The sequence below is a fragment of the Pleomorphovibrio marinus genome, from assembly GCF_003347495.1.
Taxonomy (GTDB): domain Bacteria; phylum Bacteroidota; class Bacteroidia; order Cytophagales; family Cyclobacteriaceae; genus Pleomorphovibrio; species Pleomorphovibrio marinus.
This window is the reverse complement of the sequence record NZ_QCXY01000007.1, coordinates 40,899-53,626: the sequence shown is the minus strand read 5'-3', so window position 1 is coordinate 53,626 and position 12,728 is coordinate 40,899. Positions and strand designations below refer to the sequence as shown.

The 12,728-nt window shown below is 42.1% G+C and carries 10 protein-coding genes; 1 reads left to right on the top strand and 9 read right to left on the bottom strand.

All coding sequences use genetic code 11. From position 1 onward, the window contains the following. Positions 1-61 precede the first annotated feature (61 nt). Positions 62-1,348, top strand: coding sequence for an acetylxylan esterase (locus DB520_RS16940; RefSeq protein WP_317047767.1), 1,287 nt, complete (start codon positions 62-64; stop codon positions 1,346-1,348). 491 nt (positions 1,349-1,839) lie between these two features. On the opposite strand, the gene DB520_RS16935 is transcribed toward DB520_RS16940, so the two are convergent. The 9 genes from DB520_RS16935 to DB520_RS16895 form a co-directional block, all read right to left on the bottom strand. Further along, positions 1,840-3,051: a glycosyltransferase gene (locus DB520_RS16935; RefSeq protein WP_198675376.1), complete on the bottom strand. Its 1,212-nt coding sequence runs from the start codon at positions 3,049-3,051 to the stop codon at positions 1,840-1,842. Between the two features lie 16 nt (positions 3,052-3,067). Then, a complete protein-coding gene (locus tag DB520_RS16930) occupies positions 3,068-3,829 on the bottom strand; it encodes an FkbM family methyltransferase (protein WP_114750960.1) in 762 nt (253 codons plus the stop codon). After that, entirely contained in the window at positions 3,819-4,694 is an 876-nt protein-coding gene (locus tag DB520_RS26745) for a glycosyltransferase (protein WP_198675375.1), read from the bottom strand. Before DB520_RS26745 ends, DB520_RS16930 begins: the two co-directional genes overlap by 11 nt. Before the next feature lie 461 nt (positions 4,695-5,155). Continuing rightward, the gene (locus tag DB520_RS16920; RefSeq protein ID WP_157972132.1) at positions 5,156-5,569 is read right to left on the bottom strand and encodes a hypothetical protein; all 414 of its coding nucleotides are present in this window, start codon (positions 5,567-5,569) and stop codon (positions 5,156-5,158) included. Positions 5,570-5,573: 4 nt separating this feature from the next. Continuing rightward, positions 5,574-6,713 carry a DUF4221 family protein gene (locus DB520_RS16915; protein WP_114750957.1) on the bottom strand — a complete coding sequence of 380 codons (1,140 nt, stop codon included), beginning with the start codon at positions 6,711-6,713 and terminating at the stop codon, positions 5,574-5,576. A 62-nt stretch (positions 6,714-6,775) separates the two neighbouring features. Continuing rightward, the gene (locus DB520_RS16910; protein ID WP_114750956.1) at positions 6,776-6,967 is read right to left on the bottom strand and encodes a hypothetical protein; all 192 of its coding nucleotides are present in this window, start codon (positions 6,965-6,967) and stop codon (positions 6,776-6,778) included. 676 nt (positions 6,968-7,643) lie between these two features. Beyond that, positions 7,644-8,993, bottom strand: a complete 1,350-nt coding sequence (locus DB520_RS16905) for a polysaccharide deacetylase family protein (RefSeq protein ID WP_114751147.1) — start codon at positions 8,991-8,993, stop codon at positions 7,644-7,646. A gap of 310 nt (positions 8,994-9,303) precedes the next feature. Then, positions 9,304-11,133, bottom strand: coding sequence for a CocE/NonD family hydrolase (locus DB520_RS16900; RefSeq protein ID WP_114751146.1), 1,830 nt, complete (start codon positions 11,131-11,133; stop codon positions 9,304-9,306). Between the two features lie 610 nt (positions 11,134-11,743). Beyond that, the gene (locus DB520_RS16895; protein ID WP_114750955.1) at positions 11,744-12,550 is read right to left on the bottom strand and encodes a sugar phosphate isomerase/epimerase family protein; all 807 of its coding nucleotides are present in this window, start codon (positions 12,548-12,550) and stop codon (positions 11,744-11,746) included. Positions 12,551-12,728: the final 178 nt, after the last annotated feature.

The following is a 12,728-nucleotide window of genomic DNA, read 5'->3' as shown; positions in this document are numbered from 1 at the left end:
AATAATGACAAAGGAAACTGCCCTAAAAAAAATTAATTAGGCTATATTAACAGAAAAAAGAATGATGCAAAATAAGTCCACAATTTTGATGCTGCTTCTTGCCCTATTGGCAGGCCCACTATTTTCCCAGTCCCAAACCGGGGACCTTATTCGAATTATGGTTAGCCCCTCCAAAGAAGGTATGGTCTATGGTGTCAACGAAGATATCCAGTTTGACGTGGGAATATATCAGTACGGGCAACTTGTGAAAAACGCGGAGATCAATTTCGAGTATGGTCCTGAAATGATGGAACCCACCAAGAAAGGGACAATGACTTTAAAGGATGGAACTGGGCAAATCAAGGCGGGCAAAATGACGGATCCTGGCTTTATCCGCTGCAAAATCACATTTAAAAACGAAAAAGGCTCCTATAGTAACACGGGCACCGCCGGCGTGGACCCGGAAAAGATACAACCCACCATTCCTTACCCCGATGATTTTATGGATTTTTGGAAGGGAGCCATCAAGGATATGGAAAACCTGCCCCTCACTCCTACTCTTACCCTGATGCCGGAAAAAGGAAACCACCACTCGGATGTTTATCACGTCAGTTTTAGAAATGCCAATGGCTATATCTATGGAATTCTTACCAAGCCCAAAAAAGCAGGCAAATATCCGGCACTCCTTGTAGTGCCCGGCGCAGGTGTCAGGCCCTACCAGGCCGCCCACACGGAAAAGAACCTGATCACCCTGCAAATAGGGATCCATGGGGTGCCCGTAAACCAATACGACTCCCCCTTGTACAGCCACCTAGCTTCAGGCCCATTGTCGGGATACAACACCATAAACATGGACGACAGAAACAGGTACTATTACAAAAGGGTGTACCTGGGTTGTGTAAGGGCTGTGGATTTTTTACATTCCTTGGAGGAATTTGACGGGGAAAACCTTGGGGTAATGGGAGGTAGCCAGGGTGGAGCCTTGTCCATTATCACTGCCGGACTAGACAGCAGAGTGAAATACTTGATGAGCTATTATCCGGCCTTGTCTGACCTTACAGGATATCTGCATGGAAGAGCTGGAGGATGGCCTCACTTATTCAAAGAGGAGTTTACCAACCAAGCTTCCAAGATTGAAACAGCCGCTTACTACGATGTGGTCAATTTCGCAAAACAGGTGAAGGTTCCCGGACTGTATTCCTTGGGATTCAACGACAATGTATGTCCCCCCACCTCCATGTATTCAGCCATCAATAGCATTTCTGCCGATAAATCAATTTCACTGTATAAAGATGCGGCCCATTGGACCTATCCAGAGCAAAGGGAGGAGGGGAACGAGTGGATGTTTAAAAAATTGGGGGTGAAATAAACACCCACCCACTGTCTAAGTCCTAAAAAAGTTAAGGGGGACTGGTTCCCTTTACTTTTTTTTGTGCAACTGGTGGGCGAAAAATGGTTGGCTTAGAAACGTTGGTTGACGCTTCCCACATAGTTTCTACCACCCCCTATTTCCCCCTCCTAAAACAGGAGGGGGATTTAGAGAAATCTTGTTTGTTGCTTCGATAGTTGTTTGATTTTCGAAGTGACTTCAGGTTCTGATGTGTGGGATTTGCATATCGATAATCTGATGATTTGGTGCCTTGGGATTCAAACAGGGTTTGTGTTTTTACTAGGTGGAATTTTTCACCCAAGTGCCGTTGGGCACTAGATGTGGGTAAAAAAATGATGGTTATCAAGAATCAAAATCACATAGGGACGAAGTAAATCATTCTTAGGTAGGGTTCCCCAAAAAACAAAAGAAAAAAAATAATTCTAGTAAATAAGGATGTCAATTCATAGTTAGATTTTGCTCCGTTAATTTCAATCTTGATTACCTATTTTTGAATAATAATTGGAAAGGTTTTTTATCAATTCCAGATTGTCAAAGTTGGAGATGACGAACTTTCTCCCATTTTCACCCATTTTTTTCCTTAAGGTTTCGTCATTTAGCAATTTCCCAATATTTTGTGCAAGTGCGGATGTGTCTCTTTCTGGGACTAAAAATCCCGTTTTCCCGTCCATCATGCCTTCGGGAATACCATTATGAAGGGAAGCTACCACGGGTAATCCCATGATTTGGGCTTCCTGAAGCACGAGGCCCTGTCCCTCGGAATTCCCATCAGATGCGGTAATACTTGGTAGCAGAAAAATATCGGATACGGCGTACAGGTGTTTGATTTCCGTATGATCCATAGCCCCATGTAAAAATACTTTTCCGTTTAAACCCAGTTCATCAATCAATTCGTTCAATTTATCAAATAAAACTCCATCTCCGGCGATATGGTATTCCAGATCCGGATAGTCGCTAATTAATTTGAAGAAAGCCATGATGCCATAGTAAATACCTTTTTTTTCCACGAGCCTCGCCACAGTCAACAACTTTTTCCCGGACTTTAAGGAGGGGGCTAATGGATATTCTGATAAGTTAATCCCAAGAGGAATCACCATCAATTTGTCTTCTGGAATCCCAAGATCCAAGAGTTTACTACGTAAAAATCTTGATATGGTGATAAACCCATCAAACCATGGTATTAAGTTGGAATAATAAGTGGAGTCAAGACCTTTCCTGGTGGCATCATATCCATAAAAACTCAGGAATAATTTAGCCTGGGTGACACCTAGAACTTTACCCAAAACGGCAAGCCTACCAAACGGACCAAAATGACAATGGAAAATTTCATAAGGTTTTTTATCCAAAAAAGGTAATAAACTATACAACAAATCTACTTTATAGTCTAAATCGGCGTCTAAAGCAAGTATCCTGCTAATGACTTCTATATCCTTTGTATTTTTCAAAACCAGCCAAATTCCTTTCAGTTTCATCACCCATTTACGTGAGGGACGGGATGGGGGATAAAATATACGGCCCGCTAGGCCGTAGGATTTAACTTTTGGGTGAATTTTTGCTTCCAATGGCCCTTTAGAGGGGAAAATATCTACCTCATAGCCTAAGTCAATCAGCCCCGTGACCTGATGTAAAATAAAAGTCTCCGAAAGTTTTGGAAATGTCTCAAGGACAAATGCTATTCTCATAATTTGAGGGTTCTGATTATGCATACTTATGTTTGCTTCTCAAAAAATTCATATCTGAAGTAGAAATAGAATGTTCATTTTTTAAAAGGCAAAGAAAATCGTTTTTAAAGAGAAATATTTCATATTCCTCGGAAAATTGTGCTACTGACTGGTTTAATTCATTTTCGCTTAAATGCTTATGTTCAAAAATAATAATCTTAGGTATGAAAGTTTGTAAATCCAATTGCGAAAGGATCGCCCAGTCGTATCCTTCTGCATCAATGTGCAATAAATCAATATGCTTAATGCAGAACATATCCAACAAGACTGGTAGGGTCGTACCCTTTACTTTCATGCGCAGGATGAAAGGTGCTAACCTTCCTTCCATATGACCTAGGATATGCAGACGGTCAAAAGATCCTATTTGGTCATACCAGTCGGGTAATCCCGGTATAACATATTTGGCATGAGGGTCTATGAAGTAAAAATCCTGTGGGCTTCCATCATTTACCGCACCGTTGTAGAAGTGAAACCGATTTGGAGAAGCAAGGGACATGTAATTACCCCTCAGCCTCTCAAGTAAATAAGGCACTGGCTCCACGAAAAGACCATGCCAGCAAATGTGCTCTTTCATCAAGGGATATAGCGGATCCCTGGTCTTCCCATCATTGGAACCAATTTGAACCACAGTGGCATGTTGATTTAGGATGGCTTTTGAAATCCAATCGGTAAGAGACATTTCCCTGGGAAATTCGTGTTTATGAAGGAACCGGATTCTTTTCGTCCATTTAAACACCATGAAGTTCCCCCCGAATTTGAATAAACGACTCTATAAATGCGATACCTTTTTCGAAATCATCCGAAGCAAGCATTTTCTGCTTTAGTTCTTGAATGTTTCTCAGATAAAATCCTCTTTTGGTTAGTAATTGATTTATTTTCATTTCTAAATCCTTCGGGCTATCTTGATTAAGTTTTCCTCTTATGCCTAATTTATGGTAAACCACCCTAGCCGCATTCCCATATTGATCCAAATCGGGGTTGAGGGGAAAAACAAGCATGGGGGTTTCCAATAATATACACTCGGTAACGGACTGCATTCCGGCATGAGAAATCATCAAATCCACATTTTTTAATAAGTGTAACTGAGGAACTGACTGAAAAAGGCAAACATTACTTGGGAGATGTCTAAACCCTGAAGGGTCAATGTCATTTCCCGTGGACAGAATTAACTGCCAGTCTTTTCTGAGCAAAAAAACATTAATCAAAGTAACAAAAAACCTGATCCTTTCTTTACAGTATTTGAAGTCGTAGGATCCCATGGAACAAAAGACTTTTTTTTTAGTAACGTCAAGCAAATCGGTTACCTTTTCCATTTGGCATTGATCTTCCTTTCTGTGGATATCCACCACTGGGCCCATATGGATTTGATTATCGGGAAATGGCCTTGCAAAGTCGAAATGCCTGGGGGACAGGATCAATTCTGGGATTTCCACCCATCCAAAATGACTGCTTCTTTTAGTGGTGAATTTCAATTGACTTTTTTCCTTCTTGAGGTATCGCATGGCGAGCTTAAACCAACTTATACGAAGAGGGTTACGGTCGTCCCGTTTTTCTCTCCTATTTTTTTTGAACAGATGTATAGCCCATATCAATTCTGTTTTCAAATAGTTGAAAATAGGGTAATTGCCGGGAATATACGCTGACTGAAATGGAGGGATGCCAGATGCCTTGTTCTGGCATACTTTTGTGGAGAAAGTGATGAAAGGGGTTGAGCCATTTATCAGATGCGTTGAATAATAGATAAGTGAGGCGTCCACAAGTATTAATACAGGATTAAACCGTTTTATGGCAGGATTGAAAAAATTTTTTGTGTTATAATTTTTATCAACCAACTTTATTAAAGATTTTTGTTCATTTAACTTTAGTGAAAGATCTTCATTTTGAAAATCTTCTAATCGGGGATGGAATTCAAATCCATTTTGCCTTATTTTTCCCTTACTGCGGGGTTTAGCAAGGTATGCAATAAAAAAGCCTCGCCTACGTAAAGAATTAGCCAATTTTAAAGAGGCATTAAGGTGGCTTTCTGAATCCAAACTCGCAAATAGGACTGTATTCATTTAATCGGTTAAGGTTTTTTGAGTTCTTCAATTAACTCTTTAAATTCTAAGTAAGTGTAGATATGAAGTTTATTATTTTTCAGTAACGCTAGCTCGGTGTTCTTTCCAATAATCCCGCTTGAATAAGCTCTGTCTTCTGGATCTAAAATAACAAACTCCTCCATTAACATTTTTTCATAGTTATACTTTGTACCTTGACTAATCCGCCCCCTGATAATCAAAGCCTTGTCCTTTGGCCATTCCCTTTCCACAAATTCATAGAACTTATTCTTACAGGAAGAACACCCTGAATCTATAATCAATAGTATTTCATTGTATTTATCTTTTGGAATCGCTAAGGTATCATGTAAAGACTCCTTATCTCCACAAGAATGAAAAAATAACATTGATATGCTTATAATTGTTATTGCCCATTTTGCCATTTCCCTAATCACTTTCTAGTTCTGGTGTGAATATTAGGTATCTTAACTCGTCCTCGTTATACTCAGGATTGTAAACGTTATTTGTGGATAGATAAAGTCCTTTTTTTCCTACAAAATGATTCCATGAAGCAAATATTTGAAAACGAGCAAACCGATGCTCTCCCAGAAAATTCATTTCTTTATCCAAAACCATAACCCCCAAATAAGGCCGGGAGAGCTCAAGGTCTTCATGATTATAATCTTCATCCAAATCATCTAGATTAAAGGAAGGCCAGATCAACCGATAAAAAATATCCCTATATTTATCATAAAGCAAGGCACCATATCGATCGCTAGAAAATCTATTTTTTAATGCCTCTCCAGGAGCAGGGATTTGATTTACATAGTTAAATTTCTTCACTGAGTTAGAAATGACATCCATTTTATCAATGACCTTTTTTGATTTCAAGTCAAAAACCTGTATTTCATGGTCATAATATGGAGAAATATACAACTTATCATTCCGTGCAGTCCAAGAAAAGCCTGATGGCTTTTTCCCTTCAGTCCAATAATTGTCTCTATAAAAAACATTATACCAAGTGACTTTTCCATTTAAAATATCATAGCTGAAAATCAGTCTTTGATTTTTAATATCATTATTATTCATCTTATGGTGATCCATAAATAATGGTTGGGGCCCGAATATCTTATGCCCAAATTGATAAAGGCTTCTGTCATAAGCAGAGCTAATGGAAGTCAATGGGATTAAGTCGTCTGTTATCTTTTTTTGCTTTAATACCTCACCTTTGAAATTCATAAGACCTATTCCTGGGGGGCTTGATGTAAACCATATAGAGTCATGGCTTAACGCAGTTCCTAATTTAAAACCGGGGATTCCATGATCACCTTCTCGTTGTATTGGGATTTGTAGAATAGTTTTGCCTGAGTTAAAATCCAAAAATTGAAACTTATCTTTGAAGTGATTGAATAACAGTATGTTATCTCCTGAATCCGATTCGATATACTGAACATACCATGGGTTGGCCGGGGTCGGTTCCTCTAACTTTATGGTATGTTGGTGAATATTAAATTTAATATTTTGCTTTTCTATCGGATTACTACAATTAATTGCAAAAAAAATAACAAGAATAGGGTAAAATTTCATTTTTATTGATTTTAAAATAAGGGTAAATACAAGTTTTTACACCTGTCTTTACCCTCATTAGATTAACATTGATCATCACAAACACAATTTTTGTCAACCATTGGTTCATCGCAAGGAACACTTCCAGTCCATTGACAGTACTTAACTGTATTTTGAGCATTCACTTCTTGATTATTGTTCGGATAATATCCCAATCCAATAACTGCAGCCAAAGATCCTATTAAAAGGATCGGCTTTTTAAAGAACTTTTTCATAAGTATATGATTTAAAGTTAAACGTTTATTTAATTAAAGTTAAAAAAAAAAAAAAATTACTATCCAAATTAAAATTAGTAAATTTTTAATTTTAATTATTTTTACTTGATTTAAACCGTTTTTATTTTATTTAAAAACTATTTTTTGGCATATTTTTAGGCTATTTTATGAATTTAAATTTTTCTTTTGTTTCAGGTTTCATTAGTTAAAAATTAGATAAGTTTCTGGGATGAAAAATAAATAAGGACTGTTGTTGGTAGATCTGGCTTCCCTTCCCTATTCCTGTAAGTTTAGCTAGGGGACCAATAACAAAAACCCCGTGCGAAGCCCGGGGAATAGAATACCCCCCATCCCCGAAACCACGTAGTGGTTCAACTCCACGGAGCACCTAAGCTGGGAGGAATATATTTTGGCTACACTTACCTTGTTTTCGACAAAGGGTGAGTGAAAAATAGTTGGCTCCGAAACGTTGATTGACGCTCCCCACCTTGTTTTGACCACCCCCTTTTTCCCCTCCTAAAACAGGAGGGGGATTTAGAGAAATCATGTTTGTTGCACGGGAGGTCGTTTGATTTTCGAAGTGATTTCAGGAACTGATGAGTGTGATTTGCATACCGCTAACCTGATGATTAGGTGCCTTGGGGGCAGGGTTGGCAAACTACGTCAAGCAAGTGAACTACCGTACCTGCTCCAACACGATTTCTTCGGAATTGGGAAGCACATTATAGTGAACCCATTGCCCTGTGGCACCGGATTCCGCCATATTGTAGGAAATCTCCTTGCCACCTTGTAAGACCCTGAATTCATCCCAATTTCCCGGCACCTGGGTGCGGAGGGTCATTGGATGGTCAAACCTTTCTCCCAGGTTATGTGTCAAATAAATGGTAATTTGGTCCTTTTCAGGTTGGATGTCCACAGAAGCAGCCATCCTTTGCTTGAGGTACTGGGTGACTTCTTTGAAGGTCCCTACCCAAATTTGGTCACCCTTGCCATGAATATATTCGAAGTAAGCCCTTACGCTATCACTGGACTGCGGCTCCCAGCCAATTCCGTCAATGCCATGATATACCAATACCAGCCAGGGGTGGTGTTTGGCATCCAATGCCCTGTCCACCCAGGCTTTTTTTTGAAGAAGGGTAGTGTCCCCTAAAGGCCCTCTTTGCCATTGTACGTATGGGGTCAATTCATAATCGGGATCATAGTGCCCCCAGCGATTTACCTCGTGTAAACTATCCATGGGCATTATGTTCCTTAATCCCTCAAAGTGCGCCAGTGCATATTCCATTACCCTCTCATCCTCTGTGCCAAAGGGGCATTCTGCGGAAAAGGTGTGTTCCGGGCCAAGTTGGTTAAGGATGTCCTCCCGACAATTCAGCAGCTCATAAAGGAGGTTGTCCTCATCCATTACGGCCAATCGAGGATGAGAAATGGTATGTACCCCGAACTCGTGACCCTGACTGGCAAATTCCCTGATAGCATCCCAATCCGTCCTTGGCCCCTCCAGCACCCTGGGGGCCCTTTCCCTTACCTGATTTAAGCCCCTTGCCTGAACTAGCGCCTTTTCCACTACGGCTATGGCCTCTTCTTCCTTGCCCTGCTCAAATAATGCCCCAGCCTGGTTGTGCATTTCCACGGCCCCAGACATGTCGATCATCCGAATCGCAGAGGCACGTTCGAACAAGTTTTCCCTGTCCGTGGCAACTGAGGCACTTTCCTCCACAATCTCCTTCAACTCCCTACCGATAAACTTCGCCTGGTATTGGGATCCGGGGATCTCACCCGTATTGATGTAAAAGGTACCCGGCATCCCCAATTCGTTCATTATGGGCAGCGCTTTCTGAAACTGATTTACCGTCCCGTCATCATAGGTGATGGAAATAGCCAATTTTTTCCCATCATACCAAGGCAGGATCTCAGTTTCTCCAAAGTCGTCAGGATCAGGATGACAAGCCATTAAAAGCCCCAAAAAGAGTATGTTCAAGTGGAACCAATGGCTAAAATACCTTTTTTCAATAGCTGCTCTCATAAAGAATTGTGTTTTAAGTTGAGTTAAAATCCCCTCACCACTGGCAATACAATATGGCTGGGTCAATTTCCGCCATGGTGTATGGTCTTTGACTGGGTGTAGTATGCCACTACACCCTTCCATCATCTGCCCAATGTCCGAAGCAAAGGGCATAATTAGGCAATTTGTAATTGCCACTCCTGCACATTTCTACGCACAGAAATCGGCCCGCCCCTTCTGGGCGGAAGTCCTCATATTTTATGTTTTCCTGCCGCTGATAGCGACAATAGCTATCGGGATTGGGGGAATACCTATAAGTGTCACTTGCATCCTAAAACCCCCTCACCACCGGCAAGGTAATATGGCTGGATCTTTCTCCCCCATGGTATATGGTCTGCTTTGCCACCCTCACCTCATCATCTGACCCCAAGGGTTTTCCCGTATTTAGGTTTCTGTCAAACTGCGGAAAATTACTGGAAGTGATATCCACCCGAATTCGGTGCCCGGGCTGAAAGACATTGGCCGTTCCGGTCATCTCAATTTCAAATTCATACACCTCGTTGGGGGTGAGCAAATTTATCTTATCCAGTCCATCCCTGAACTTTGCCCTTAGTATCCCCTCTGAAACAGGAATGGCTTTCCCATCTGGATACACATCCACCAGTTTGATCATCCAATCCGTGTCAGGCCCATCTGTAGCCGCATGTAAGGTCATCTTTATGGGGCCAGCCACCGTAAGCGGCTCGGTCAAGAAATCACTGGTATATACCAAGACGTCATTTCTTCTTTCCAGCACTCGTTGGTCTCTGGGGCCTGAAAGGGTGGGCGTACCACAGCAATTATTACCGCCGTGCGTAATCACAGGATTGTCCGGATCGTAGCGATAGGTGTCCTCCCTGGCGGTGGAAGGTTGCTCAAAACTTAACTTTCCTCCTCCTCTCAGGGAATTTGCCGGTCCCTCTGCGCTTAGATACATATTTTTATATTCCGTACCAGGTAAAGGCCAGTCATCTTCCTCCCTCCATTGGTTTTCCCCCATATAGAAAATCTTCACAGGCTTTTCCTTATCCAACCCATTTTGGATGCCTTTCAGGTGAAAATCATAGTACCTAAGCTCCTCTTCATAAAGGTCAACAAAGGCATGTTCCCCAAACTGCATGTCCCCAAAACCCGTGGAAGGCCCGTGGCCCCAAGGGCCCACGAGAAGTTTTGTTCCTCTTCTGGCCGCTTCAGTACCTCCGTTTTTTTTCATGCCCGTGTAGCCGTTTAGCGTGCCCATGATGAAAATATCAAACCACCCCCCGGTATTATAGGCAGGCACCATCACCTTGTCAAACCTCTCCTCGTCACTGATCTCCTTCCAATACTCGTCGAAGCTTTCATGGGTGAGCCAATCCCTGTAGTGCTGTACCGCATACCCGGCACTTTTGAGGTCACCGTCCTTCAGCGGCAAATGCATAAGAATATTTTCGTATTTCAACTCCTCAGGGGTAAAGGCTGCGGTGTGCCAGGTCTGTGGCAGCATGATCCGATTGGGCATGCGTACCACGCCCCAACCGTAATTAAAGCTCAACCTGAAGGCACCCCCCATGCTGATCCAGTTGGCATAGAGGTTGGTGGAGGCCACGGAGGGAAATATGGCATCCAAGCTTGGGGGGCTTTGACTGGCAGCCGCCCACTGGTTGTGGCCCAAGTAGGACCCACCCTGCATGGCGATTTTCCCATCACAGAACTCCTGCTCCGCTATCCATTCAATGGTGTCGTAGCCGTCTTCGGCTTCATCCCGGAAGGGCTCCCATTTACCTTCGCTTTCATACCTACCCCTTACATCCTGTACGATGCCTACATAGCCTCTTTGGGCAAACTTGATCATGCGTTCATGGTGCACCCCTTCCCGTTGCAATCCATACGGGGAACGGGTGACAATTACAGGGTACTTTCCTTCTTTCGCAGGCCTGTAGATATCTGCATACAGAACGGTGCCATCCCGCATGGGTATGGCAACCTGCCGCTCCAACCTCACCTCATGCTGTATGGGATCCTGGGTCAAAACCCTACCCTCGGGCTGGGAAAAGCCCATAAGTGTAAAAAGAGCTATAAAGGAAATAAAGGTTCTAATTCGAATGTAAGGGTGTTTTGGAATGTGTATGTTTTTCTGCATGGTCCTTATTGGGTAGATATACAATGAAACCATCAAAGTATCCAAAATTTCAACGTTTTCCAATCCGCCCTTATAAATTTTGGCATAAGGGTAGGACTAAAAGGAATATTTTTATTTTGCAAAAAAGTATAAACTGAAAAGTGGCCAGGGTTTGTGTGGGTTGGCCTTCATCTTTGGGCATAAAAAAAGCCATGAAACAAAGTTTCATAGCTTAGTCAATTAACAATAAACCCAAAATAACCTGCTGTAGGAGAAGGACTCGAACCTCCACGGAGTAGTTAGGCGAAACACGAGCTCGATATTTGCTTTATCCTTTTATCCCCACCCCCGAGACCGGAGGGCATGTCTGCCAATTTCATCACCCTACATTGTGATAGAAAGGGAGCTTTTTCCTTTTCTGATATTACAAAGCTAATACGGGAATCTATATTTTAAAAACTTTTTAAAATTATTTTCGAATATTTACATTATTTTTAATAGAAAACGATTTCTATTATGATATGCAAAATTAACATACTGTTTTTAAATTACTTTTTGACATTTTTTTAACCGATAAAAACCTCAAGGTCAACCCCAAAAGGTCGATTCTCCATTCTCCATTTTCCATTATCTAAAAGTATCTCTCCTTAAGCAATTCCATCATAGACACATTAATGTCCCATTGATTGGCCAAAGGCATGGTAGTGTAAGGCAAGGTGGGCATATAAGGAAAAGGGCCGAACTCTGTGGTCACCCTCAAGGTAGTTCCCGTTTCCCTGTGGTATCCCACTACCTGGTCCCACCAATTCAGATGAGCCTTAAGGGCTTTACCCCATTCCGGTGCACGGGGATCATTTACCTGGGGACCCTCCGGGTGCCCTACCCTGCTGTGGATATGGTCTGTCCTCTCCAATGCCAGTCGAACTCCAGGCTCCTGATCCTCCAGCAGTGACTCATGCACATTGCACCAATGGGAAATGTCTAGGCAAAGGCGGATGTCTGGCAATGATTCAAGGTATTGCTTTGCTACGGGTACGGAATACAGGCACTTGCCCCTGTGGGTTTCATGGGTAATGGGTACGCCAGTACCTTCTTTTATCCGCTCAGCGATCAGAAAAAGCTTTTTATTCTCCTCAAGGGTGAAATAGTCCTTTCCTGTCTGGCAGTTGATCAGTACTGGATCGGCTTCTGCCAAATGGTTCAGGTAGCGTTCATAGCTTTCTGCGTTGGCCTCTATCTCTGGCTCAAAGGACTGGTAGTATTGGCCGATCAATTCCAAGCCATAATGGCTAAGCTGAGTCAGGATGTTTTCCTTTTCTTCCTCCTCGAAAGGCAGTTCCATTTCCACCCCGTCATATCCCGCCGTCTTCACTCGTTCGCAGAAGGACTCAAAAGGTAGTGTGTTTCCCCACAATGGGGCGTAAAATTTTATATCCATAGCTATTTTGTGGTTGACCTGAACAAAGTTTTTGAAAAAAACTTGCAAATCAATATTTTATCCCCTAAAATTTCTTGAGCAGATAATGCGGATTTGTAATCCGCCAAATGCACAATGCGGGCATAAAGCACAGGTTCCAAGGGATAATCTCCGTAGATTAGGGTAAAGAAATGTAAGT